The sequence below is a fragment of the Kribbella deserti genome (assembly GCF_042434725.1).
Lineage (GTDB): Bacteria > Actinomycetota > Actinomycetes > Propionibacteriales > Kribbellaceae > Kribbella > Kribbella deserti.
On record NZ_JBHLTC010000014.1, the window covers coordinates 258,977 to 283,066 of the forward strand.

Annotated in this window: 19 protein-coding genes; 12 read left to right on the forward strand and 7 right to left on the reverse strand. The window is 67.1% G+C overall.

Translation table 11 applies throughout. The features are described from left to right. Positions 1 to 94: 94 nt before the first annotated feature. Positions 95 to 4,090 carry a GH92 family glycosyl hydrolase gene (locus ACFFGN_RS12755; RefSeq protein WP_380046824.1) on the forward strand — a complete coding sequence of 1,332 codons (3,996 nt, stop codon included), beginning with the start codon at positions 95 to 97 and terminating at the stop codon, positions 4,088 to 4,090. 228 nt (positions 4,091 to 4,318) lie between these two features. On the opposite strand, the gene ACFFGN_RS12760 is transcribed toward ACFFGN_RS12755, so the two are convergent. The 4 genes from ACFFGN_RS12760 to ACFFGN_RS12775 all read right to left on the reverse strand — a co-directional run bounded on the left by ACFFGN_RS12760 (position 4,319) and on the right by ACFFGN_RS12775 (position 10,997). Further along, the gene (locus tag ACFFGN_RS12760; RefSeq protein WP_380046826.1) at positions 4,319 to 5,557 is read right to left on the reverse strand and encodes a mannosyltransferase family protein; all 1,239 of its coding nucleotides are present in this window, start codon (positions 5,555 to 5,557) and stop codon (positions 4,319 to 4,321) included. Then, the gene (locus ACFFGN_RS12765; protein ID WP_380046828.1) at positions 5,550 to 7,004 is read right to left on the reverse strand and encodes a glycosyltransferase family 87 protein; all 1,455 of its coding nucleotides are present in this window, start codon (positions 7,002 to 7,004) and stop codon (positions 5,550 to 5,552) included. The genes ACFFGN_RS12760 and ACFFGN_RS12765 overlap by 8 nt, the downstream gene beginning before the upstream one ends. 60 nt (positions 7,005 to 7,064) lie before the next feature. Beyond that, positions 7,065 to 9,347 (reverse strand): transglycosylase domain-containing protein, encoded by a 2,283-nt coding sequence (locus ACFFGN_RS12770; protein WP_380046830.1) that lies wholly within the window; start codon positions 9,345 to 9,347, stop codon positions 7,065 to 7,067. Positions 9,348 to 9,491: 144 nt separating this feature from the next. After that, positions 9,492 to 10,997, reverse strand: coding sequence for a short-chain fatty acid transporter (locus ACFFGN_RS12775; protein ID WP_380046832.1), 1,506 nt, complete (start codon positions 10,995 to 10,997; stop codon positions 9,492 to 9,494). Positions 10,998 to 11,172: 175 nt separating this feature from the next. Here ACFFGN_RS12775 and ACFFGN_RS12780 point away from each other — a divergent pair, with 175 nt between their 5' ends. The 9 genes from ACFFGN_RS12780 (at position 11,173) to ACFFGN_RS12820 (ending at position 18,519) form a co-directional block, all read left to right on the forward strand. Next, the gene (locus ACFFGN_RS12780) at positions 11,173 to 11,796 is read left to right on the forward strand and encodes a PadR family transcriptional regulator (protein WP_380046834.1); all 624 of its coding nucleotides are present in this window, start codon (positions 11,173 to 11,175) and stop codon (positions 11,794 to 11,796) included. 47 nt (positions 11,797 to 11,843) lie between these two features. Further along, complete coding sequence (locus tag ACFFGN_RS12785) at positions 11,844 to 12,923, forward strand: inositol-3-phosphate synthase (protein WP_380046836.1); 1,080 nt, start codon at positions 11,844 to 11,846, stop codon at positions 12,921 to 12,923. A 120-nt stretch (positions 12,924 to 13,043) separates the two neighbouring features. After that, entirely contained in the window at positions 13,044 to 13,463 is a 420-nt protein-coding gene (locus ACFFGN_RS12790) for a hypothetical protein (protein ID WP_380046838.1), read from the forward strand. Continuing rightward, entirely contained in the window at positions 13,460 to 14,512 is a 1,053-nt protein-coding gene (locus ACFFGN_RS12795; protein ID WP_380046840.1) for a hypothetical protein, read from the forward strand. Before ACFFGN_RS12790 ends, ACFFGN_RS12795 begins: the two co-directional genes overlap by 4 nt. Further along, positions 14,512 to 14,910, forward strand: a complete 399-nt coding sequence (locus ACFFGN_RS12800) for a hypothetical protein (RefSeq protein WP_380046842.1) — start codon at positions 14,512 to 14,514, stop codon at positions 14,908 to 14,910. The genes ACFFGN_RS12795 and ACFFGN_RS12800 overlap by 1 nt, the downstream gene beginning before the upstream one ends. Then, positions 14,907 to 15,953 carry a hypothetical protein gene (locus ACFFGN_RS12805; RefSeq protein WP_380046844.1) on the forward strand — a complete coding sequence of 349 codons (1,047 nt, stop codon included), beginning with the start codon at positions 14,907 to 14,909 and terminating at the stop codon, positions 15,951 to 15,953. Before ACFFGN_RS12800 ends, ACFFGN_RS12805 begins: the two co-directional genes overlap by 4 nt. 37 nt (positions 15,954 to 15,990) lie before the next feature. After that, positions 15,991 to 16,410, forward strand: a complete 420-nt coding sequence (locus tag ACFFGN_RS12810; RefSeq protein WP_380046846.1) for a hypothetical protein — start codon at positions 15,991 to 15,993, stop codon at positions 16,408 to 16,410. Positions 16,411 to 16,455: 45 nt separating this feature from the next. Then, positions 16,456 to 16,887, forward strand: a complete 432-nt coding sequence (locus ACFFGN_RS12815) for a hypothetical protein (RefSeq protein WP_380046848.1) — start codon at positions 16,456 to 16,458, stop codon at positions 16,885 to 16,887. Between the two features lie 3 nt (positions 16,888 to 16,890). After that, positions 16,891 to 18,519, forward strand: a complete 1,629-nt coding sequence (locus tag ACFFGN_RS12820) for a hypothetical protein (RefSeq protein WP_380046850.1) — start codon at positions 16,891 to 16,893, stop codon at positions 18,517 to 18,519. A gap of 24 nt (positions 18,520 to 18,543) precedes the next feature. Here ACFFGN_RS12820 and ACFFGN_RS12825 read toward each other — a convergent pair whose 3' ends face one another. Continuing rightward, positions 18,544 to 19,134 carry a GNAT family N-acetyltransferase gene (locus ACFFGN_RS12825; RefSeq protein ID WP_380046852.1) on the reverse strand — a complete coding sequence of 197 codons (591 nt, stop codon included), beginning with the start codon at positions 19,132 to 19,134 and terminating at the stop codon, positions 18,544 to 18,546. A gap of 28 nt (positions 19,135 to 19,162) precedes the next feature. Beyond that, entirely contained in the window at positions 19,163 to 19,729 is a 567-nt protein-coding gene (locus tag ACFFGN_RS12830; RefSeq protein WP_380046855.1) for a helix-turn-helix domain-containing protein, read from the reverse strand. A gap of 260 nt (positions 19,730 to 19,989) precedes the next feature. Here ACFFGN_RS12830 and ACFFGN_RS12835 point away from each other — a divergent pair, with 260 nt between their 5' ends. Together ACFFGN_RS12835 and ACFFGN_RS12840 are read left to right on the forward strand one after the other, a co-directional pair. After that, a complete protein-coding gene (locus tag ACFFGN_RS12835) occupies positions 19,990 to 20,826 on the forward strand; it encodes a hypothetical protein (protein ID WP_380046857.1) in 837 nt (278 codons plus the stop codon). Continuing rightward, positions 20,823 to 21,749: a hypothetical protein gene (locus tag ACFFGN_RS12840; RefSeq protein WP_380046859.1), complete on the forward strand. Its 927-nt coding sequence runs from the start codon at positions 20,823 to 20,825 to the stop codon at positions 21,747 to 21,749. Before ACFFGN_RS12835 ends, ACFFGN_RS12840 begins: the two co-directional genes overlap by 4 nt. A gap of 45 nt (positions 21,750 to 21,794) precedes the next feature. Here ACFFGN_RS12840 and ACFFGN_RS12845 read toward each other — a convergent pair whose 3' ends face one another. Further along, on the reverse strand, positions 21,795 to 24,065 hold the full coding sequence (locus tag ACFFGN_RS12845) for a rhamnogalacturonan lyase (RefSeq protein WP_380046861.1): 2,271 nt from the start codon (positions 24,063 to 24,065) through the stop codon (positions 21,795 to 21,797). Positions 24,066 to 24,090: the final 25 nt, after the last annotated feature.

Below are 24,090 nucleotides of genomic sequence, written 5' to 3' on the forward strand. Positions count from 1 at the left end.
TTGGCCGTAAATCTGGACAAGGAGTTGGTCGATGTTCTTCCGCCGTCCGCTGGTCCTCCTCACTTCCGTCGGGCTTGTTGTGACAATGTCTCCTATGACCTCAGCAAGTGCCGCCCGTCCGGCTGCCGCCAAAGCGGCGGCCGACACCGCTGCCCAGACCGCCGCGCAGACTCCTACCGCCCCGCAGTCGGCCGCGGCCGCGCGGGCGAGCTTCTTCACCTCGTTCGAGCCCGGGGATCCACAACCCGGACCGGCTGACACCGTTGACACCGGCAAGGGTGCCGGCGGTGTGGAAGGCCCGACGCCGACCGGTATTGGCGGCAGCGAGATGGACAAGGTCACCGCGGTCACCGCGAACGGCGAGAACGCCGGGGCCGGTGAGATCGCCTCAAACGTCGCGGACGGCGACAAGTTCACCAAGTGGCTCGTGTTCGAACCGACCGGCTGGCTGAAGTTCGACCTGTCCGAGGCCGTCACGATCCGCAAGTACGCACTGACCTCGGCGAATGACGCTGACGGCCGGGACCCGCAGGACTGGACGTTGCAGGGTTCGGCCGACGGTACGACGTGGACCACGCTGGACAGCCGTACCGGCGAGGACTTCCCGCAGCGCTTCCAGACCAAGGTCTACGAGTTCAGCAACGAGACGGCCTACAAGTTCTTCCGGCTGAACATCACCAAGAACCACGGCGAGAACATCGTGCAGCTCGCCGACGTCATCTTGTCGAACGGCGCTGCGCTGCCGCCTCCGGGTGAGACCGTCGAGTCCCGGCTGGATTCCGGTCCGACGAGCGCCTACAACGCCCGCGCCCGTACGGGCTTCACCGGCGTGCACTCGTTCCGGTACGCGGGTCACCAGACCACAGAGGGCCGGGGCTACTCCTGGAACAAGATCCTCGACGTCAACCTCAAGGTCGGTAAGACGACCAATCTGACGTACAAGATCTTCCCCGAACATGTCGAGGGTGATCTGACCTACCCGAGCACCTACGCGGCAGTGGACCTCAAGTTCACCGACGGCACCTACCTGAGTGATCTGAAGGCTGTCGACCACCACGGCTTCGGGCTCAGCCCGCGCGGTCAGGGTGAGGCGAAGGGCCTGTCCACCAACCAGTGGAACAACATCGAGGCCGCGATCGGCAAGGTCGCCGCGGGCAAGACGATCGAGAGCCTGCTTGTCGGCTACGACAAGCCGACCGGGCCGGCCGACTTCCGCGGCTGGATCGACGACATCGCGATCAGCTCGGTCGCGAACCTCGCCAGCGACACGGCGACCGCCGCGAAGGCCGCCGGCAAGCACCCGTCGAACCTGGCCATCACCACCCGCGGTACGAACTCCACCGGCGGTTTCTCCCGGGGCAACAACTTCCCGGCCACCGCCGTGCCGCACGGCTTCAACTTCTGGACGCCGGTCACGAACGCCGGATCCCGTTCCTGGCTGTACGAGTACGCGAAGGCCAACAACGAGCAGAACCGCCCGGAGATCCAGGCCTTCTCGATCAGCCACGAGCCGAGTCCGTGGATGGGTGACCGCCAGACCTTCCAGGTGATGCCGTCGATCGCCGATACCCCGACCGCCAATCGGAAGGCCCGGGCCTGGTCGTTCAGCCACGAGAACGAGACGGCGCTGCCGCACTACTACGGTGTCGACTTCGACAACGGCAACTCCGTCGAGCTGGCACCGACCGATCACGCGGCCATCCTGCGGTTTTCGTTTGCCCAGGGCAACGGATCGCTGGTGTTCGACAACGTCAGCAACGACGGCGGTCTGACCCTGGACCCGGCCACCGGCGTTGTCACCGGATACAGCGACGTGAAGAGCGGCCTGTCCACCGGAGCCGGCCGGTTGTTCGTGTACGGCGTGGTCGATCAGCCCGTCGCGTCCAGCGGCAAGCTCACGAACGGCGGCGGCGCGAACGTTGGCGGCTTCTTCAAGTTCGACCCGTCGGTCAAGCAGGTCCACCTGCGTATGGCCACCTCGCTGATCGGTACCGCCCAGGCGAAGAAGAACCTGGAGCAGGAGGTTGCCGGCGCCACGTTCGACAAGGTCAAGTCCGCGGCACAAAAGGCCTGGGACGCCAAGCTCGGCATCATCGAGGTCGAGGGCGCCAGCGCGGATCAGCTGACCACGATCTACTCGAACCTCTACCGGCTGTTCCTCTACCCCAACAGCGGTTTCGAGAACACCGGCACGGTCAAGAAGCCCGTTTATACGTACGCTTCGCCGGTGTCACCCAAGGTCGGTGCGGACACCCCGACCGAGACCGGGTCGAAGATCGTGCCCGGCAAGATGTACGTCAACAACGGATTCTGGGACACGTACCGGACGGTCTGGCCGGCGTACTCGCTGTTCTCGCCTGAGACGGCTACCGAGCTCGTGAACGGATTCGTCCAGCAGTACAAGGACGGCGGCTGGATCTCGCGCTGGTCGTCGCCGGGCTACGCCAACCTCATGGTGGGCACCAGCTCGGACGTGGCGTTCGCCGACGCGTACCTGAAGGGTGTTCCCGGCTTGGACGTCCAGGCGGCGTACGACGCGTCGCTGAAGAACGCGGCGGCCCGTCCCCCGTCGGACAACGTCGGGCGCAAGGGCCTGAACCTGTCGCCGTTCCTCGGTTACACCGCCACCTCCACCTCGGAGGGCTTCAGCTGGTCGATGGACGGTTACGTCAACGACTTCGGTATCGCCAACATGTCGAAGGCGCTGTACGACAAGGCGAAGAAGAACGACCCGCGCAAGCAGGAGTACCTCGACAACTACAAGTACTACCTGAACCGGGCCCGGAACTACGTCGCACTGTTCGACCCGACGGTGAACTTCTTCCAGGGCAAGGACGCGACCGGAGTCTGGCGCGAGTCGCCGAGCACCTTCGACCCGCGGGACTGGGGTGGCGACTTCACCGAGACCAACGCCTGGAACATGGCCTTCTCCGCTCCGCAGGACGGCGCCGGCCTGGCCGCGGTGTACGGCGGTCGCGAGGGTCTGGCGAAGAAGCTGGACGAGTTCTTCACCACCCCGGAGACGGCGACATTCCCCGGCCACTACGGCGGCACGATCCACGAGATGCTCGAGGCGCGTGACGTCCGGATGGGCCAGTACGGCCACAGCAACCAGCCGTCGCACCACATCGCGTACATGTACAACTTCGCGGGCCAGCCGTGGAAGACCCAGGAGAAGGTCCGCGAGGTGCTGGACCGGCTCTACCTGGGTTCCGAGATCGGCCAGGGCTACCCGGGCGACGAGGACAACGGCGAGATGTCCGCGTGGTACCTGTTCAGCATGCTCGGGTTCTACCCGCTGCAGGTCGGCAGCCCGACGTACGCGATCGGGGCGCCGCTGTTCACCAAGGCGACGCTGAAGCTCGGCAACGGCAAGAAGCTCGTCATCAACGCGCCGAAGAACAGCAAGGCCAACCTGTACGTCAAGGGTGTCCAGGTCAACGGCAAGAAGTGGACCTCCACCGCGCTGCCGCACGACCTGCTCGCCAAAGGCGGCCGGATCGACTTCGACATGTCCGCGACGCCCAGCTCGTGGGGTTCGGGCCGCAAGGACGCGCCGCCGTCGATCACCAAGCCGGGCGAGGACCCGATGACCTGGCACGACTCCACCACCGACACCGGCGCCACCGTCACCAGTAGTTCCGGGGACGCCGCGAAGCTGGTCGACAACGACTCGAAGACCGAGGTGACGCTGACCGGGGCGAAGCCCACGATCGAGGTCAAGCTGGCACAGGGCCGTCCGGTCGGCATGTACACCCTGACCAACGGTTCGACCGGTGCGCCGCCGGCTGGCTGGACCCTGCAGGGCTCGAACGACGGCACGACCTGGACCGACCTGGACAAGCGCTCGGGTGAGAAGTGGGCCTTCGCCAACTACACCCGCTCGTTCACAGTGGCCGCGCCGAAGCCGTTCACGCAGTACCGGCTGGTGCTGACGCCGGCAGCGGGTGAGACCGGTGTGACGCTCGCCGAGGTCGAACTGCTCGGAACGCTCAAGGGCGTCGAGATCGGGAAGCACCCGTCCGAGCGGGTTCTGAAGGCCCGGCCGACGCCGACGCCCTCGCAGTCGATCGACCGCAACTACGGCTGACCGGTCGCAGTACGACGCAGGGCCCGGCTGGGAGACCAGCCGGGCCCTGACATGGGTCGGGCGTCCAGGAGAGCCGGCCCCAGAGCGGTTCTCCCGGACGCCCGGAAGTGAGGAAGGGGTGGCCGGTCCCGCCCGACCGCCACCCCATCCACTCAGACAGACGTGGCTCCCCTCGGCCGGGTTGCCTCTGGTTCCCAACTTTCTTTTTTCCGGTCCGCAGACCGGGATTCAGCCGGCCCAGCGGCCGGTGAAGAAGGCGGCCGCCCAGAGTACGGCGAGCGGTATGGCCAGGCCGAGGTAGAAGCGGCCCAGCCAGGGTCGTCGCTGGATCACGACCGCGAGGGCGATCCACAGTGGCCACCACAGCAGCGTGGCCCGGGTCAGCGAGTAGAACCAGTACGAGGTGGCGAACGCGCCCAGGGTCGCCGCGATCCACACGGCCTCTCCCCAGGACCGGCGCCAGAACAACCACGCGAGCAGCGCTAGACCGACCAGCAGCGTGACCAGCTCAGCCCGGAACATCCAGGTCCAGTCGGTCCGGGCGCCCGGGAAGTGGCCCTTGGTCGCCGCTTCGACCGTATGCACGAGCGCGGTCCAGGGCGGGGTGAACTCGCGGGCCCAGCCCTTCTCCTGTGCGTCCTGCCACGCGAACCACGTGCCATGGATGCCGCGGAGATACGCCATGAACGCCACCACCGGCACAGCGGGCAGCAGCAGCCACGGGAGCGACCGCCACTCCCGCTTCCGCGAGGTGAGGAACTCGGCTACAAGCGCGGCAGCGAGGAAGACGCCGGAGACCCGCACAGTGCAGGCCAGAGCGACTAGAACCGCTGCCCGGGCCCACCGCCCCTGCCGGGCAGCCAGCCAGCCGGGAAAGGCCAGGGCGCAGAAGAGGGCCTCCGTGTACGGCGCGGCCAGGAATACGGCCACCGGCGCGGTGAACCACATCAAGGCGGCGGTAGGCCCGACGCTTTCGCCGTACCGACCGAACTCGTGCTGGGCCAGCCGGGCGATCGCGATACCTGCGACGGCGCTGGCGACCAGGGAGACCACCATGCCGCCCGCGACCGGGCCGATACCGGTCCAGCCGACGGCGCGCATCAGGACCGGTAGGCCCGGGAAGAACGCGGCCAGCGGCGCACCGCTGGGTTCACCGTTGGCGTAGCCGTACTCGGCGATCGCCTTGAAGTGCCAGACGTCCCACTGGAGCCAGGCGCGCCAGACGTTCGGGTAGTTCTCGTCACGGTTGTAGAGCAGTGGAGCCGAGACTGAGATCAGGAAGACGCCGAGGCGGGTGATGATCCACCAGGCGAGTGTTTCCCGTACAACCAGTTCGGGCCGGATATCCGCCCACCACGACGCTAGGCCTCTACGCGAACGCTTCGCCGCTCTGCGGGCAGCGACCCGTGTCCCCCGTGGTCTGCCGCTCCCCGTGTCCCCCCGTGGTTCGGCCCGCTCGTCATGCACGGACGAGTACACCGCCGCCTGGATCGTCGACTAGGCCTCCGCGCCGTACCGGGTCCTTCTCCGGCTGCAGGATGTCCCGCGTCACTACCATCATCAGCCACATCGTGCCGGCCAGCCGGACAACTACGGAGAACCAGTAGATCTTGTCCGGGTTCTCGCTCTGCCCCGGCGCTAGGAACCCGGCAAGGTGTAGCCAAACCATGGCCCAGTAGAAGACCTCGCAGGCCTGCCAGATCAACCAGTCGCGCAAACGCGGCCGGGCCAGTGCGACGAACGGCAGCAGCCACAGCACGTACTGCGGCGAGTAGACCTTGTTGACGAGCATGAACGCCGCGATCGTCAGGAAGGCCAATTGGGCGAACCGCGGCCGCTGCGGCGCCATCAGACCCAGAATGCAGATCGAGACACACAGCCCGGCGAAGATCACCATGCTGAGGGTGTTGACGTCCGCGACCTCACGCTCGGCCAGCTTCAGCACGTACCAGATCGAGCCGTAGTCGCTCTTGCGCTCGTCGTTGAACGTCCAGAAGGACATCCACTCGTCCTTGGCCAGCAGATAGATCGGCGCGTTGACCACCGCCCAGGAGATCACCCCGGCCAGCGTCGCCTGGAACCACGCGTCCATCCGGCGACTGCGCAGACACAGGATGAGCAGCGGCCCGAGCAGCAGGAACGGGTAGAACTTCGCCGCCGTACCGAGGCCGAGCAGGATGCCGAACCAGACCGGCTTGCCCTTCGCCCAGGCCCACATCGCCCCGGCGGTCAGCGCCACCGCGAACAGGTCCCAGTTGATCGTCGAGGTCACCGCCAGCGCTGGAGCGGCCGCGACGTACAAAGCGTCGAGTGGCTGCCCCCGCGGCGCGCCACGGCGTTTGGCCACGCCGCGCGCGGTCGCCAGTGTGAGCCAGACCAGGATCAGCGCGCACGCGAACAGCAGCGCGATGTTCACCACGAAGAAGACGCCCGCGGTATCACGCTTCTGCTTGTCGGTCAGGTCCTGCTTGGGATCGCCGGTGACCAGCCAGGTGAGCTCGGCGGCCGCCTGCATGAAGACACCGGTGAGTACCGGGTACTCCAGCACCGGGTACGGTCCGGTGTCGAGGAAGGGCTTGTTGCCGACGGCGAACCCGCGCTCCTGGTACAGGTAGCCGATGTCGGAGTAACACATCGCCTTGAACGGGCGCCAGTTCTGCCGGTCCCAGCCCGCGTCCATACAGGGCGCCTTCTGCAGTACGCCGAGACCGAAGGTGATCGTGCAGACGGCGAGCGCGATCCGCAACGGCGTCCACCAGGACCGCCCGAAGCGGCCGAACCGCCCGGCCGGACCACCCAGTCCCACGCTCAGACCGGCCACCGACCGGTCTGCCTGGGTCGGGGCCTCTTGTTCGGCATCGCGCTCGTGAACGGTCGAGAGCACCGGCTTGTCAGGCGTGGTCAGTGGTGGCACGGCACCCATCGTGCCGCATATCGGGGCAACATGCCGCCCCGCCCGTCGAACCGGCCGGTGCTACTCGGGCGGATCAGCCGGTTCGGTCGGTTCCTCACTCGTCGGCGGACCCGTGGGGATCGTGATCGTAGGCCGTGGCGACTTCGTCGGCTTAGGTGTCTTCGTCGTCGGCGGAATCGTCGGCGGCTCAGTCTCATCCGTAGGCGTCGGCGTCGGCGTGGGGGTCGGCGTCGGCGTGGGAGTCGGCGTCGGCGTGGGGGTCGTCGAGTTGGTGGGAGTGCTCGTAGGCGTTCTCGACGGAGTGCGGGTCGGCGTCGGGTCGGCCTCCGGCATCTCGTCGGACGGCTCGGTGAACTCGAGCTTGGGCTGGTCGGCGTGGGCCGGCTCCATGAAGGCCAGCCAGGTACGCAGCGGCCACTTGCCACCGAAGAAGGCTTCGGTGGTCTTGTCGTACGGGTCGAGGTCGCCCTCGCCCATGACGACGTTGCCGTTGGGCAGCTTCGTCTTACCGGCCCGGTAGACGACCGCGGTCGACAACTGCTTCGTGTAGCCCACCCACCACGAGGTCAGCGTGTCCGAGTTGTCCTTACAACCGCCACACCTTTCGTTCTCCGCACGGTGTTCCAATGCGACGCCGCCCGCGGTGCCGGTTTTCCCCGCGACCGGCCGCTCGAGCTTGCGCGCCTCCGTACCGGTGCCGCCCTTCTTCACCACCTGCTGCATGGCGTAGCTGGTGCCCACCGCAATCTCCCTGGGCACGGCCTCCTTCGGGGCGTACTCCTTGTCGGCGCTGAACAGCACCTTGCCGTTGGCATCCTTCACCTGCTTGATGATGTGCACCGGCGCGTACATGCCGTCAGCGGCATAGGTCGCGTAGGCGTTGGCCATCTCCACCGGAGAGGCATACGGGTCGGGCCCGAGCACGGTCGCCGGGTTCTTCCTGGCCACCTCCAGCACATCGGTCTTCGGGATGCCGGCCGCCTCGGCCGCGTTGACCAGCTTCTCCGGACCGTCCTCCATCTTGTTGTCGATCAGGTCGTAGAAGGCGGTGTTGACCGACTTCTTCGTGGCCTGCAGCAGGTTGACCGGGCCGAAGTCATGGCCGAACTCGTTGCCGTACTCCGCGCCCTGGACCTCGATCGGGCTGTCGCCCTGGAACCTCTCCTCGAAGTTCTTGCCGTCCTGGAGCGCTGCGGCGACCGCGAACGGCTTGAAGGCCGAACCCGGCCGAGCGCGGAGCCGGGCCCAGTTCAGCGCGCTCTGCAGATAGTCCGCTCCGCCGTACATGGCCACCAGTTCGCCGGTACCAGGTCGTACCGAGGCGAGACCGATGTAGAGGTTGTCCGTCTTCTTCGGATGCTCCGTCAGCGCTGCTTTCACCGCCGCCTGTTGCAGGCCGAGATCGATGGTGGTCTGCACCCGGAGGCCACCGCCACTGATCTGCTCCGGATCGAATCCACGGTCCTCGAGCTCCTGCTTGGCCATATGCAGCAGGAAGCCCTGGGTGCCCTTGTAGCGGCTGTTCTTCGGCGGCTTGTGCAGGGTCGGCAACTGCTTGACCCAATAGTTGTAGTGCTCCTGCTTGATCACGCCCGCCTGCAGCATGCCGTCGAGCACGTAGCGATAGCGACCCAGCGCCCGCGTCTTCGAAGGCTCGCCGTCCGACGGGTCGAAGCGACTCGGGTTGTTGAGAATGGTGGCCAGGAAGGCCGCCTCGTTCGGGTAGAGCTTATGGACATCCTTGCTGAAGTACGTCTGCGAAGCCGCCTGAATGCCGTAGGCACCGTCACCGAAATAGATGGTGTTCAGGTAGCCCTCAAGAATTTCCTTCTTGTCGTGCTGACGGCTCAGCTTGGTGGCAATGAAGAGTTCTTTGTACTTCCGGGAGAGAGTCCGCTCCTGGGTCAGGTACATGATCTTCACGTACTGCTGGGTGATCGTCGAACCACCCTGCAGCTGCTTGCCACGGGCAATGTTGATCGCCGCCCGCGCCATCGCCGACGGTGAGACACCCGGATTGGTCCAGAAGGTCCGGTCCTCGGCCGCGATCACGGCCTCTTGTACGTGCGCTGGAATCGCGTTGAGCGGGAGCGACTCCCGGTTCTGTTCGCCGAAGAACGAGCCCATCTGCTGGCCGCCGACATAGGTGACCGTCGAGGTGTTCGTCTTGAACTGCTTGTTCGGGTCCGGGATCGGAGTGGTGGCGTAGCCGATGAAGAACAGGGCGGCGGCACCGATTATGCCGAGCAGGAACAACGCGGTCAGCCAGCCCGCAACCCGCACCGCCCAGTGTTTCTTGGCGCGCGACTTGACGGGTTTCGCTTTCCTACGACCTTCACTCACGGTGCAATCCTCGACGATCTCGCTGAAGTCATTGCGACCCAGAGTACGGGGACTGTGGTAATGCCCAGTCCTGGACTGATCACTAACCGGGGATGGTACCGCCCAGCCCTGGCGCCCCGGAAAACCCGTCCGGCGGTCATCGGGCTACCCGGTCACATGCGGTGCGAGGAGCGTCACAACGATCAGTGCCGCCGGGAAGCAGGCCAGGAACATGGTGAAGGTGTAACCCATGATGTCGCGGGCCTTGAGCCCCAGAACCGCCAGTGTCGGCAGCATCCAGAACGGCTGCAGCAGGTTCGCGCTGGCCTCGCCGAGGTCGTACACGACAACCATCCAGCCGGCGTCGACCTTGAGCTGGTTGGCCGCGTCCAGCACGTACGGCGCCTCGATCACCCATTTGCTGCCGCCACTCGGCACGAACACGCCGAGGATGCAGGAGTACAGCGCGACCAGTGGCGGGAAGAAGAACTGGTTGGACGCTTGTACGAGCCAGCCGGCCAGCCGGGCGGAGATACCGGTGTACGCGATCATGCCGAAGATGCCGCCGTACAGCGGGAACTGGAGCAGCACGCCGGACACCGCGGGCGCGCCGTCGCGAACCGCCCGGGCCATCCGCCACGGGCGCCAGTGCAGCAGCATGGCGAGCAGGAACAGGATCAGATTCACCGTGTTGAGGTCGAGCGCGTTGAAGAAGTTCTTGCCGGCGAAGTACCGCACGAGGTACGTCACGCCCAGTAGCACGATCAGCACGCTGAACACCGGCGAGTGCTCCAGCCAGTCACCCGGCCGCCGCGGACCTTCCTTGTTCGAGCCGTTGTAGGCGGAACCACGACCGAACAGCGGGCGCAGTTCGATACCGAGGTCCGTCGCGGTGCGCGAGTTCGTCTCGCCCGGCGCCATCAGCCAGGCCATCCCCACGCCGACCACAAAAACGCAGAACGTCGCGAGCAGCGCCTGCCAGGTGAAGATCGTGTCGCTCAACGGGATCAGCCCGCTGGCCCGGCCGCCCTCGCGGATGACCTCCTGGACCGGCTCCGGGCTGCTGCTCGCGCTCGCCACCTGCAGCGCGGCCGAGCCGGACAAGCCCTGCGCCCAGACCGTACCGAGACCGAGAAAGGCCATCGCACCGAGCGCCCGGTAGTCCGCCTTCGGCACGTTGCGGGCCACCTCGCGGGCCAGGATGGCGGCGAAGATCAGACTGAAGGCCCAGTTCAGGTACGACGCGACCATGGCGATCGCCGCCACGAAGGCGACGGCCGCGCGCGGGGTCTTCGGAATGCGGGCCAGCCGGGCGATCAGCCGGGCCACCGGTCCGGAGGTGGCGACGGCGTAGCCACCGATGATGATCATGGCCATCTGCAGGGTGAAGGTGATCAGGCTCCAGAAGCCCTGGCCCCAGGCGTCGATCAGGCCCATGCCCTTGCTCACCGCGGGATCGTCCGGCCGCTTCAGCAGTGGTTCACCCGTGAACAGGCCGAACACCAGCACCACGAAGGTGCCCACCAGGACGAAGCCGAAGGCATCCGGCAACCACTTCTCGGTGAACGCCGTGAAGCGCAGCGCCACCCGGGCCAACGGCCCTTCCGCCTCCAGTTCGTCGTGCTTCGCGTGCTTGCCGTGGTCCGCCACTCTGCGCTCCCGGTTCGTCACTGGCCACTCGGTTCAGACATCTAACGGCCGAAAGACGCTGACGTAACAGCTCTAGCTGTCATGTCAGGAGTTGAGTGCGACTGAAAGCCGTGCGTACAGTGCGACTTGATGTATCGACTCGATACATCAGGTCATGACAAACTGTGCAGCGGGAAGTTCCAGAGGAGGTGCGCTGATGGGATCGCGAAACGCCGTCTTGGAGCTCGCCGTACTCGGTCTGCTGCACGAGGCGCCGATGCACGGCTATGAGCTCCGCAAGCGCGTGAACGCCCAGTTCGGCTGGGGTCGCGTGCTGTCCTTCGGGTCGTTGTACCCCTGCCTGAAGGCAATGCTGCGCAAAGGCCTGATCGACGCCGAGGCCAGTACCACGGACGCGTCCCGTCGGCAGCGCATCGTGTACACGATCACTGCCGAGGGCAAGGACCACTTCGCCGAGGCGATGCATGAGGCCGGTCCGTCCGCGTGGGACGACGAAACGTTCGGAGTCCGGTTCTCGTTTTTCGGCCGGACCGATCCCGCCACCAGGCTGCGCATTCTGGAGGGCCGCCGGGCCCGGATGGAAGAGCGGCTGGCCGGGGTCCGGGCGGCGATGAGCCGAACGGCCGAACGGGTCGACGCCTACACCCTCGAGCTGCAACGGCACGGCCTGGAGTCGGCCGAGCGCGAGGTTCGCTGGCTGAACGAGCTGATCGACGGTGAACGCCGCCAGCTCGCACCACCCGGGGGGACAACCGGCGCCGCACCTGAGGCGACCGGCGAGCAAGACCCGGGCCAGCGACGTACCCCGGGGTCTGTGTGACACAGCACTACCGCCCCGCTCTACATTCCAACCGAAGGAGTTCCCAGATGACCTCGATCCGTGTAGCGATCGTCGGTGTCGGCAACTGCGCCAGCTCGCTCGTTCAGGGCGTGCACTACTACCGTGACGCGAAGGCCGACGAGCGAGTGCCCGGCCTGATGCACGTGCAGTTCGGCGACTACCACGTGCGCGACGTGGAGTTCGTGGCGGCGTTCGACGTCGACGGCAAGAAGGTCGGCCTGGACCTCGCGGACGCCATCGGCGCCAGCGAGAACAACACGATCAAGATCTGCGACGTGCCGCCGACCGGTGTCTCGGTCCAGCGCGGTCACACCCTCGACGGTCTGGGCAAGTACTACCGCGAGACCATCACCGAGTCCGACGCCGAGCCGGTCGACATCGTCGCCGCGCTGAAGGACGCTCAGGTCGACGTGCTGGTCTGCTACCTGCCGGTTGGTTCGGAGCAGGCGGCGAAGTTCTACGCGCAGTGCGCGATCGACGCGGGCGTCGCCTTCGTCAACGCGCTGCCGGTCTTCATCGCCGGCACCAAGGAGTGGGCCGACAAGTTCACCGCGGCCGGTGTGCCGATCATCGGCGACGACATCAAGTCGCAGATCGGCGCCACCATCACCCACCGGGTGCTGGCCAAGCTGTTCGAGGACCGCGGCGTCACCGTCGACCGGACCTACCAGCTGAACGTCGGCGGCAACATGGACTTCAAGAACATGCTGGAGCGCGACCGGCTCGAGTCCAAGAAGATCAGCAAGACCCAGTCCGTCACCTCGCAGCTGACCGACGAGATCGACCCGCGCAACGTGCACATCGGCCCGTCGGACTACGTGGCCTGGCTGGACGACCGCAAGTGGGCCTTCATCCGGCTCGAGGGCCGCAACTTCGGCGACGTGCCGCTGTCGCTGGAGTACAAGCTCGAGGTTTGGGACTCCCCCAACTCGGCCGGCATCATCATCGACGCGATCCGCGCCGCCAAGATCGCCAAGGACCGTGGCATCGGCGGCCCGATCCTGTCCGCGTCGTCGTACTTCATGAAGTCCCCGCCCGAGCAGTACGCCGATGACGTCTGCCGCGACCTGGTGGAGAAGTTCATCAAGGGCGAGATCGAGCGCTGATCCAGCTCCCTCGAGAAGGGGTGTCTCCAACCGGAGACACCCCTTCTTCGCTGTCTTGTCCTTCCGCGAGTGGTCGAACAAGACGGACGGGCTGGCCCTTCTGGGTTGCAGACTGGCGCTATGACGTACGACGACTTCCGCCGCGAGTACGACGCAGTGCTGCGCGCGGGAATGAGCGGTGGGCTCGACGGGCTGGATCTGCGGGACGAGCTCGCCAGGCTGACGGCGTTCTCCGGCCAGCTCGAACCGGCCGATCGCGATCGGGCCGTGGCAGAGCTGGACGAACTTCGCGCCATCGTGGACCGGCAGGACACCGGGCCGATGCCTCCGGCAACCGAGGAGGCCCTTGCGATCGTGACGCGGGCCCAGGCCGTACAAGGCTCACCCGCCGACCGGATCGCCGCAGCCGAGCAAGCCGTTGCCGAGCTCAATGAGCTGGCCGAGGTGCAAGCCGATGAGCGCGACGCCCGGGCGGTGTTGCGACTGGCTGAGCCGCTCGTACTGCTCGCGGGGTCTCTCGCGCTGGATGGCGAGCAGTGAGCGAGAAGAAGGAGAAGCAGTTCGTCGACCCGACGCCGAAGCGCCCGGAGGTCGAGGAGATCCTGCGGCGACAGGCGGAGGTCGCGGTCGCTTTGAGCGGCGCGGACCACTCGTCGTTCAGCGGCAAGGTGCTGGAGAGTGTGAACGGCCCACTCGGTGCCGCGCACTGGAACGGCGACATGGAGCTGAACGTGCCTCGGGTCATCGATCAGCTCAACCAGATGTACGCCACGGCCGGCCAGCAGCACGACGAGAGAACGCTCTGGTTCTACAAGGACACTATCGACACGCTGCTGCACGAGAACTCGCACATGCTGAGTGGCCCGGGCACGGAGCACGTCGCGGGCGCGCAGGCCTACCAGACCGGCTCGGGCACCGCGCTCGAAGAAGGCGTCACCGAGGCCTGGACCAAGGCCCACCTGAACGAGTACATCGAGCGCTTGGGCGTGGACAAGATCGCCCCAGGCATCAAAGAAGTCTCGATCGGCAACGCTTATCCGCAGTACACCCCGGCGGCTCAGGCGTTCGCGACCGGGCTTGGCGCCGACACGGGCCTCGGCCAGGATGAGGTGCTTCGGCGGCTCAACGGGGTCAATGCCGCCGAGAAGTGGCCCATGGCCGCCCGGATGGCGTTCGAGGCTAGTGACCTGCCGCAGCGACTCCCGGCAGTGGAGCACGAGACCACCCGCAACCGGATCGAACAGGCCATGCGGGCCGAGCTCGAACCGCTCCGGGGTCTCACCGGCGATCGGAAGATGCTGGCGCTGCAGAGTGAACTGCACGGACTGGCCGCGGTTCGTAGTGGCCGCGCGGAGATCAGCGCGATGCGCGAGGCTGGTACGGCGGGACCGGCCGCCGAGGTGGCCACCGAACAGGCGAAGGACGTCCAGGCGCCGAAGGTCGATCCCGAACTGCAACGCATGATGGCCCTTGCCAACGGGGGCACAACCCCGCTGCAATCGGTAAGCGCGAACGTCGTACCGGCTGGTGACTCCGCGAAGGCGGCGAAACCGGCGGGCCGGCCCGGACCCGAAATGGGGAGAGACTGATGGAGTACGCGGAGTTCCTGGCGGCCTACAAGCAGGCCTACGGCGACTGGAGCAACGGCGGCACGGCCGACCTGGCCCGGTTGCGCGCGCTGGTCCCCCAACTCGTCGAGGCGGATCGCGTGAAGGCCGAGTTCCAGCTGGGGCAGTGGGAGTCGGAGCTGTCCCCCGAGGCGGGTGACCGGATGCAGCGGGCCACCGAGGCGATGGCGCGCGCCGGGGATCCCGACGGCACGGCCGCGCAGCGGATCGAGCGGGCCCTCACCGGTATCCGCGAGATCACCGCGATCGCGGAGGAATCGTCCGACCCGAACGAGCAGCACGCCATTCTCAGCCTGAACGAGTCGCTCGCGATGCTGGCGGAGTCCCTGGAGATCGAGGCGCGGGAGGCGGAGCAGTGAACACGCCACCGCGCAGCTACGACGAGTTGATGGCGCAGCAGCATCACGCGGCCGTCGCGATCACCGGCGCGCACCACTCGAACTGGAACGGCAAGATCGGCCCGACCCGCCAGGTCGAAAACGGCGTCATCCTCGGTACGGCGTCGTGGGACGGTGGTGTGCTCTACGACGACAAGTACGTGACCGAACCGCTGAAGCAGATGTACGAGCACAAGGGCGTGCAGCAGGATCCGGCAACCGTTCTGGCCTACCGGAACGCGCTGAAGACCGTGCTGCACGAGAACTCGCACATGCTGTCCGCGGAGGGCACTAGCCACGCTGACGCGATGCAGGCGTTCCAGAATCCACCGGTGCGTGCAATAGAGGAAGGCGTCACCGAGGCCTGGAGCTATGCGAACCTCGACCTGTACATCGACAAGCTCGACCTCGAGAAGATCGCCCCAGGCCTCAAAGAGGTCCAAGGCCGTCAGTCGTACCCGCAGTTCGCTCCGGCCGCCAACGCGCTGGCGACTCGGATCAGCGAGGTATCCGGTGTCGACAGCAACGAAGTGCTGCGCCAGATGAACGTGGTGAACGCCGCGGAGAAGTGGCCGGTAGCAACCAAGATCGTCACGGAGGCCGCCGGCCTGGACAAGATCGTGCCGCCGGCTCAACTGGCTCAGGCCACCCAACGGGTCGAGCAGGCGATGCAGGCTCCCTTCGGAACGCTCGCCGACCTGAAGGGGTTGCAACCGGATCAGCAGCGGGCCCGCTCCGCCGAGATCGGCAGCGAAGCGTTCGACGCAGGGCAGAAGGAGATCACCGCGATCAAGCAGGAGGTCGCGACGACCGGAGGCCTGCAGCCGAAGGTGGCCGAGGTTTCGGCCGAGACAAACCCCAAGCAGGCGGAGCTGGCTCACGCCATGGCAATGGCTCAAGGCGGCACCAAGCCGCTGCAGGGCGTACAGGCCGGTGCAGCCACTCCCGTCGGCGCTGGTGCGGCCGTCGCGGCAAAGCCCGCTGGACCAGCTGTGGGTCGCGACCAAGGCCTCGGCCGGGACTAGTGTTGGCAGCCGCGCTACAAGACTGGAGACAGCACTGATGGGGTACGACGAGTTCCGCGCCGAGTACGACCAGGTGATGCTGGCCTGCCTTACAGCCAAGCTGAGCGTGGAAGGCCTTGCGGAGCAGGTATCCCGCCTTACCGGCCTGTTGACTGAGCTGCACCCGGCCGACCGGAATCGTGCCGCCGTGGACGTCGACAACCTGCAGGAGATTCTCACCAACGCCCGCCAGGTGCCGTACGTCGAGAGCCCGGCCTTCATCGAGGCGTCCCGCGTCTTCGGCATGGCGAACGCCGACTGGGGAACCGCGATCGAGCGGACCCACCGGGCCAGGCAAGGCGTGCAGGACATCCGTACGATCGCCGGCCAGCTTTCGGACCCGGCCGAGCGGGACGCGGTACTGCAGCTCACCGAGCCGCTCGAACTACTCATTGACGCCCTGGAACCCGGACGCTGACAGAATCGTCCGAGGTCCGGGTCCACGACAGGGAGAGCTGGCTAGATGGCATACGACGAGTTCCGCACCGAGTACGACGCGGTGATGGAGGCCTGTCTGTCCGCCCAGCTCGACATGAACGGCCTGGCCGTCGAGCTCGACCGCCTTCGTGGGCTGGCTGCCACGCTGAGCCCGACCGATCAGGCCCAGGCTGCGACGGACCTGCAGAGCCTGGACGAGATCCTCACGATGGCTCGCGAGACGCCGTACACCGACAGTCCGGCGTACAACGAGGCCAACCGGATATTCGCGCTGGCCAACGCCGACGACGGCACCCCGGCTGAGCGGATCACCCGCGCGCAGGAGGGCATCCAGCAGCTACGGGCCATCGCGGATCGATCGGCCGACCAGCAGGAGCAGTACGCGATCTTGCGGCTTACCGAGCCGCTCGCCATGCTGATCGACGCATTGCAGACTGCACCGCCTGGTGCCCGCTGAGCCATGCCCACCTTCCGTGAGCGCGTCTCCGGCTTGTTCCGCCGGCAGACCCAGCAACAGCAGCAGCCCGCCCAAGTGCCCGGGCCCACTCCGAACGCCGTAGCGGCGTACCAGTGGATCATGGCCAACCAGGCGCAGGCAGCCGTGCAAGCGTCTGGTGCCGAGGCCTCCTCCTGGAGCGGCGTCATGCACGAATCCGATGGCGGCGCGCTCGGGCTGGCCGCGGCCGACGGATCGGTCACCTACGACCGGCAGCAGGTGCTCGCGCCGGTCTGGGAGATGGCCCAGAACGCCGGACAACCAGCACATCCCGCCATGCTGGCGCGCTGGCGGAACGCGCTGCAGACGATGTACCACGAGAACACGCACTTCCTGAACGCCAACGGCCGGTCCATCGCCGACGGCATCGCGCAGGGCCACATCGGCTCCGTCCGCGCCTTCGAGGAAGGTGTCACCGAGGCCTGGTCCGCCTCGCAGGTGAACGACTACATCCGAGCGCTCGGGGCCGAGCACCTGGCGCCGGGGATCAGTGGCGCGGTCGTCCGGCAGCCCTATCCGCAGTACGTCGGAGCCACTCAGGCCTTGGCTGACGGGCTGGGCCGGGACACCGGGTTGGGGCGGCAGGAGGTGATGCGGCAGCTCGCGGTTCAGGACGCGGGCCGGAAGTGGCCGGCCGCGGCAGAACTCGCCTATCGCAGTGGTGGGCTGGACTCGCTCGTACCGCCGCAACATCGGGACATCGTGCTCGGGCGGATCCAGGCAAGCATGCAGCAGCCGTTCGAGCGGCTGGCCCAGGCTTCGGGTACGCCGGCGCAGCAGCACCTGGCCTCGATGGCAGCCGGTCATCAGGCCGTCTCCGGCTATCGCGCCGAGGTGCAGGCGATGCGCCAGCACTACATCAGCCAACTCCCGCAGCAACAGCAGCAGGTCTCGAACCAGCAGCAACAGCAGCAGCAGGGGCCACAACAACAAACGCCCACGCAGCAAACCCCTACCCAGCAGACGCCGACCCAACAGACCGCGACCCAGCAGACCCCGCAGCAGCAGACGCCCACTCAGCAGACGCCGCAGCAGCAGGGACCGCAGCAGGGACCGCGGCAGACGCCCGGTCAGCAGATGCCAGGGCCGCAGCAAGGGCCCGTTCAGCAGGGTCCGGTTCAGCAGGGTCCGCAGGTGACGCAGAGTCAGCCGTCGATTCAGGAGCGGCTCAATCCGCCGACCATCGCCGAGCGGCTCAACCCGACCGACGGGCAGACACCGCAACCGAGCCGCATCAGCCAGGCGCTCAACCCGCAGGAGAGCCGGATCACCCAGGCCCTGAACGGCCAGCACACGGCAACGCCGACTACCACCCCGACGGACCCGCGCCAGGCCTACGCCATCGGCAACAACCCGGCCGGCGCACCCACCGAGGGCCAGAACGCAAACGGACCCGCTGGCGCGACGACCGGCGGCAACCAGGCGCTGCCGCCGGATCTACAAAAGGCCATGGCCGCGGCGAGCAGCGGAACCGCCCCTGCCTCGGCGATCAAGGACGCCGCCGCAAAGGAATCCGGTCAGGGCGCCCGTCCCGATCACCTCGACCGCGGCAGCCAATCACCTCAGCGCGGACACGATGGCCCAGACCGCTGACCGACGGCGACCTGCATACAAGCGTCAGACCGCGACCTGTTTGTAGAAGAAGCTGCACGGCTGGAGCACTCCGGCCGGATCGGCGGCGTACTCGGGTACAACGCCGTAGCGGGTCCAGCCCGCCTTGTCGTAAAGGGTTTCCGCCGCACTGCCGGCTTCGGTGTCGAGCATCAGCAGCGTGAGTCCCGCCTCGGCCGCGGCCTCTTCGGCGATCGACAGCAGTCGGCGGCCGTAGCCCTGTCCGCGCGCTTCGCGATGAACCATCAGCTTGACGATGTCGCCGCGATGCCGCCCATTGGCCTTGCCATCGAACGCAAGACTCACCGTTCCGACAGCGCTCCCCGCTCCGACCCCACCCGCGTCCCGAGCTCCGACAGCACCGCCCGCACCACGAGTTCCGACGGCACCACCCGCGTCGCGCGCCAGCCAAACCGCAAGCGTGCCCGCGGCCACCGCGTCGTACCGGCCTTGCCACCATTCGCGTGCCTCCGCCGCGTCGAAGGGCGCAACGAACCCGAGCGAGTGACCGCCCTCGACCGCGTCCACCAGCAGGCGGGCCAACTCCGGCAGGCGTTCGTGGAAGTCGTCGCCGGTGAGACGAGTGATGGTGAGCACGGCAACTCCTGGTTCTGAGGGCGGAAGCTCAGGGCCGGACGAGGGTGAGGGCGTAGCGGGCGGACAGTACGCCCGGGTTGTGGAAATGCGTGCGGTCCCAAAGCCGGAAGCGCAGGCAGTCCCCAGTTCGGAGCACGTGCTTGGTGCTGCCGATGGTGAGTTCGAGGGTGCCGTCGAGCATCCACAGGTGTTGCTCGAGCCCGGGCACGGCCGGTTCGTCGTACCGGATGTCGGCGCCGGGGGCGAGCCTCGCCTCGACGAGTTCGGCACGCAGGCCCGCTTGCGGCGGGGACACCATCCGCCGGGTGAACCCGGTCGACTCGTCGCGCCAGACGGGCTGGTCACCCGCGCGCAGCAACTCGGGCGACTCGGCCTCGACCTCGGCCAGTAGTTGCGAGGTGGTCCGCTCGTAGGCGACACCCAAGCGGCCGAGCAGACCGGCCGTCGGGCTGATCTCATTCCGCTCGATTCGGGACAGCGTCGACCGGCTGATCGCGGTTTTCGCGGCGAGGTCGTCCAGCGACCAGCCGCGGGCGGCGCGCAGTTCGGCGAGACGAGCAGCAAGACGGCGCTCGATCTCATGCACTTCTCTCATATTCGGGATGTTATCCCAGATCCAGGAAGCCCGCGCCATCTGCCGTTAACCTGCGCCGACAGGCTCGTTATCCACCGCCTGAGCAGCGGGCATAACTCGATATCCACAATTGAAGGCGAGTTATCCACAGCCGAATCCCCACTGTTTTCCACGTGCGAGATCGGGTTATCCACCGGTTATCCACAGGGTTGGGGATGACGCTGTGCAACATTGTCACAGCTGTGTTTAAGGTCGTCGCTCACAGCGATCACGGGGTGTCCATGACCTATCCGGCAACAGCAGACGAACTTTTCCGGCGGCATGCCGAGGCAGCTCTCGAACTGAGCGGCGCCGGCCAAACCGCCTGGAACTCGCGCATCCTCCAGCTCACCAGCGGCCAACTGGCAGTGGCCCTCTGGGACGGTTCACTCGCGCTCGACGGGCCAGAAGTGCTCGCACCGATCGAGGAGATGTACGGCGCTGCCGGCGCGCGGCACGATCCCGCCACGCTAGTGCGGTACCGCGACGCCCTCGCGACTCTCCTGCACGAGCAGTCGCATTTCCTCGGTCCAGCCGGCGCAACCCAGGCAGACGCGCGAGCCGCCTTCAACCGGCCGGGCGCGCTCGAACTCGAAGAAGGTGTCGCCGAGGCCTGGGCGCAGGACAACCTGAACGCCTATCTCCACCTGCTCGGCATCGACCAGGTGGCTCCAGGCATCACGGCGGTTCCGAGCACTCAGTCCTACCCGCAGTACACACCGGCTGTGCGCGAACTCGTCGCGGGCCTCGCGACCGACACCGGCCGCAGTCCACCGGACGTGCTGACCGAGCTGAGCAACCAGACCGCGGAAGGCCAGTGGCCGCTGGTCGCCCACTTGAGCGGGCTCGTCCCGGGCACGGCCGCGGAGGACACAATGCGGCAGGAGTTCGCCCGGCTGACCGCAGTGACCGGCGTGAACGAGTCCCGCGCCATCGGCCGCCAAGCCCTCGCCGAAGCCCGACAAGCCGTCGCCGGTGCACGACAACCCGGGACCGAAGCCGGGCGTGCTGTGACCGGAGGGCGTGTGAGGGCCTCCGCGACTACTAGGGTCGAGGCGAACGGAAGGAGCTGGAGTTGACCGGACCCGAGGCCAGGGCACAGGCGAGTGCCGTGCTGGCCGCCATCGACGTGGAGAACGGCACGCCCGCGGAGCGGCTCGACCGGATCGAGCGCGCCATCCGCGCGGTCAGCACGATCGCCGCCCAGGTCGAGGACGAGATCGACCGGCTCTCCGTGCTGCGCATGCAGGAATCCCTGCACCTGCTGGCCGGACCGGCCGCGCCCGGCGTCGATCGTGGCGTGCTGCTCGGACTCGCCGCCTGGGACGGCACGATGTACCTGGACGAGCGGTTCGTCACCCAGCCGATCCAGCAGCTGTACGACGCCCCCGGCACGCGACACGACGTCGCGACGCTCCGGCGGTTCCGGTTCGCCCTGTCCGAGATGTTCCACCAGGAATCGCATTTTCTCGCCGCCGAGGGCACGTCGTACGCCGACTCGGCCGCGGCCTTTCTCGACCCGGTGGTCCGGCTGCTCGAGTTCGGCGTCACGGCGGCGTGGACCGCGAAGCACCTGGACGAATACCTGACCGGCCTGGGCATTGCCCAACTGGCGCCCGGCATCGAGCAGGTGGAACTCCCCGTGGGCTACCCGGCGTACGTGCCTGCCGTCGAGGCCTTGACCGCGGGATTGGGCGAGCTGATCCGTCAGCCCGCGGACGAGGTGTTGCGCCGGCTGAACGCGGCCACTCCCGCGCAGAAGTGGGAGGGCGTCACGTGGTTGTTGCTCGGCGCCGTCGTACCGCCGCAGCATCGCGCCGCCGCTGCGCCCCGGGTCCGCCGGGCGATGCACGCGCCCTTGGCGGTGATGGCGACGCTCGACACGTCCGACTCGATCGAGGCCGCCATCCAGAATGCCTCCGCCGGCGCCGGTCGTGCGGCGATCGCGGCGGGCCTGGCCGAGGTGGAGATGTTCCGCCGCGAGCTGGCCACGGGTTCGTGACCCGGTCGGTGGTCCTTGCGATAAAGGACCACCGACCGGTTCGTACTACTTGGTGAGCAACGGAACCTTCGACCAGTTGAGGTCCGAGCCCAGGTAGAAGCTCGTGTACGACGGCTGGTTGTAGCTCGTGTTCTGCCGCGCGACCTCGGCCCGGTACTGGACGTCGTGCATCAAGGTGTACAGCTTGCGATCCGTCACCTCGGTGCTCAGGTAGATCCGGATCGCGCTGCTGTCGGCCGAGCGAACCAGCATCTCCTCACGCCAGTCGCCGAAGATGTCCGCCACCAGGGACGGGTTGCCCTTGGTTCCGTTGTTCGTAAGGGTTCCCGTTGCCGTGAGCAGGGTGCCGCGACGCCAGTCCTTGATCGTCGGGGTGACCGTGCCGGCGCCGTCGACGATCTGCGTGGTCATGTCCGCGGCCCAGCGAATGCTCTGGTTGGTACCGGGATAGGCGGTACCAAGCGCGTCGCCGTCCGCCGTACGCAACCGCGTCGCCCACGTCTCCAGGCCCGGTTCCTCCGGAACGATGTCGCCGACCATGCCGCGGCCGGTGTCGCGTCCGGAGTACTCGCCGTAGATCACCTTGCCGGTGGCGGCTTCCCGCAGCGCGTAGCCGTACGGCGCATAAGTGCCGCCCTCGTGCACGGTGAAGATCTCCTGCCCCGGCCGTTGCGGGTCGATATCCGTCACGTGCATCGCGTCGCCATGACCCAGCCGGGCGATCTGCCCTGGAGTCGCACTACCCGGCGGCATGACGTCCTTCGAGCTGTAGAGCACGCTACCGTCGTGATCGATCGTGGCGGCGCCGTAAACGATCTCGTGCTTGCCGTCGCCATCCACATCCGCGGCACTCAGCGAGTGGAACCCTTGGGTGGTGATCGATCCGTACACCGGATCGGTACCGTCGCGACCGTGCGGGCCGTCGTTGAACGGGTTCGTCATCGGGGTCCAGCCGCTGTCGATCGCCCAGCCCTTGGTGATCTTCCGGCCGTTCCAGCCGTACGTCGCGATCGTGGTCCGGGTGTAGTAGCCGCGGGCGAACACCGCCGACGGGCGTGAGCCGTCCAGGTAGGCCACCCCGGCCAGGAAACGGTCCACCCGGTTACCGGGCTCGATCCGGGCCATCGCGTAGTCACCCCAGCGAAGACCGTCGTCCGTTCGTCCCGGCTCGTAGGGAATCGTCTGCAGCTCGCGGCCGCTCAAGCCGTCGAAAACGGTCAGGTACTCGGGACCACGAAGGATGAAGCCCTCGAAGTTGCGCAGCACGTTGCGCGTACTGCGGCCCGGCGCGTAGACGTCCATGAAGTAGTCGACCAGCGCGGTCGCGTCGGCCCGGCTGAGCGGGTACTGGTAGCGCGGTGCGATGCCGAAGGCAGCTTCGAGCGTGGCCGGCCACTGCCCGCTCTTCACCTCGGCCTGGTCCTGCCACTGCTGGAACATCGTGACGAGATGTTCGTAGTAGCCGGCCTTGCTGACCCGGTAGTCGTCCTGGTTCGTGTAGCCCGCGCGGCGATCGGCCGCGGGCAAGGTGATGTAGCGCTCGGACTTGATCTGCCCGCTCTTGTCATAGCGAGTCGTCTTGGTTCCGGGAGCGGTCTTCAGCATCATCTCGGACCGGCCGTCGCCGTCGAAGTCGTAGACCAGGAACTGGGTGTAGTGCGCTCCAGCCCGGATGTTCACCCCGAGGTCCAGACGATGCAGCAGGGTTCCGTCGGCCTTGTAGGTGTCTACGAAGACCTTGCCGGTGTAACCGATCTGGGAGACGTCCTTGGCGTTCGACGGATTCCACAGCACGACGTACTCGTACTGGCCGTCGCCGTCCACGTCACCAACGCTCATGTCGTTGGCGGAGTAGGTGTACGCCTCGCCTACCGGCGTGACACCGTCGGCCGGCTTTTGCAGCGGTAGGTCGCGATAGCCGCCAGTCCACGGCTGCACGGAGTCGCTGCGATCGCGCTCGCGACCGTTCACCACGGCGACGACGCGGTAGCGCGAGGTCGCGGTGCCCGACTTGTCGAGGTGGTTGGTGCTGTCGGTGACCGTGGCGACGCGCTTGCCGTCCCGGTAGACGTTGAAGTTGGTCCCGGTCAGACCAGCGTCGCTGTGGCCCGTCGCCTCCTTGCCGAGGAGTCGCCAGCTGAGGAAGACGCCCTCGCTGGTGGTGGTCGCGACGAGACCGCGATCGAGTTTCTCGAGTTGCGGGCGGGCATGGGATGGGCCGTGGGTTGGGCCGTCGGCGTACGCCGTACCGGCGAGTGCTGAACCGGTGGTGAGGGCGGCGGCGACGGCGAGAGTTGCGGCGCGGCGGAAGGTCATGGGCGGATCCTTCGATGGCAGTACT

Coding starts and splice junctions, on each gene's coding strand:
- ACFFGN_RS12755 (WP_380046824.1), top strand. CDS start 95: ATGACCTCAGCAAGTGCCGCCCGTCCGGCTGCCGCCAAAGCGGCGGCC.
- ACFFGN_RS12780 (WP_380046834.1), top strand. CDS start 11,173: ATGGGATCGCGAAACGCCGTCTTGGAGCTCGCCGTACTCGGTCTGCTG.
- ACFFGN_RS12785 (WP_380046836.1), top strand. CDS start 11,844: ATGACCTCGATCCGTGTAGCGATCGTCGGTGTCGGCAACTGCGCCAGC.
- ACFFGN_RS12790 (WP_380046838.1), top strand. CDS start 13,044: ATGACGTACGACGACTTCCGCCGCGAGTACGACGCAGTGCTGCGCGCG.
- ACFFGN_RS12800 (WP_380046842.1), top strand. CDS start 14,512: ATGGAGTACGCGGAGTTCCTGGCGGCCTACAAGCAGGCCTACGGCGAC.
- ACFFGN_RS12810 (WP_380046846.1), top strand. CDS start 15,991: ATGGGGTACGACGAGTTCCGCGCCGAGTACGACCAGGTGATGCTGGCC.
- ACFFGN_RS12815 (WP_380046848.1), top strand. CDS start 16,456: ATGGCATACGACGAGTTCCGCACCGAGTACGACGCGGTGATGGAGGCC.
- ACFFGN_RS12820 (WP_380046850.1), top strand. CDS start 16,891: ATGCCCACCTTCCGTGAGCGCGTCTCCGGCTTGTTCCGCCGGCAGACC.
- ACFFGN_RS12830 (WP_380046855.1), bottom strand. CDS start 19,729: ATGAGAGAAGTGCATGAGATCGAGCGCCGTCTTGCTGCTCGTCTCGCC.
- ACFFGN_RS12835 (WP_380046857.1), top strand. CDS start 19,990: ATGACCTATCCGGCAACAGCAGACGAACTTTTCCGGCGGCATGCCGAG.
- ACFFGN_RS12845 (WP_380046861.1), bottom strand. CDS start 24,065: ATGACCTTCCGCCGCGCCGCAACTCTCGCCGTCGCCGCCGCCCTCACC.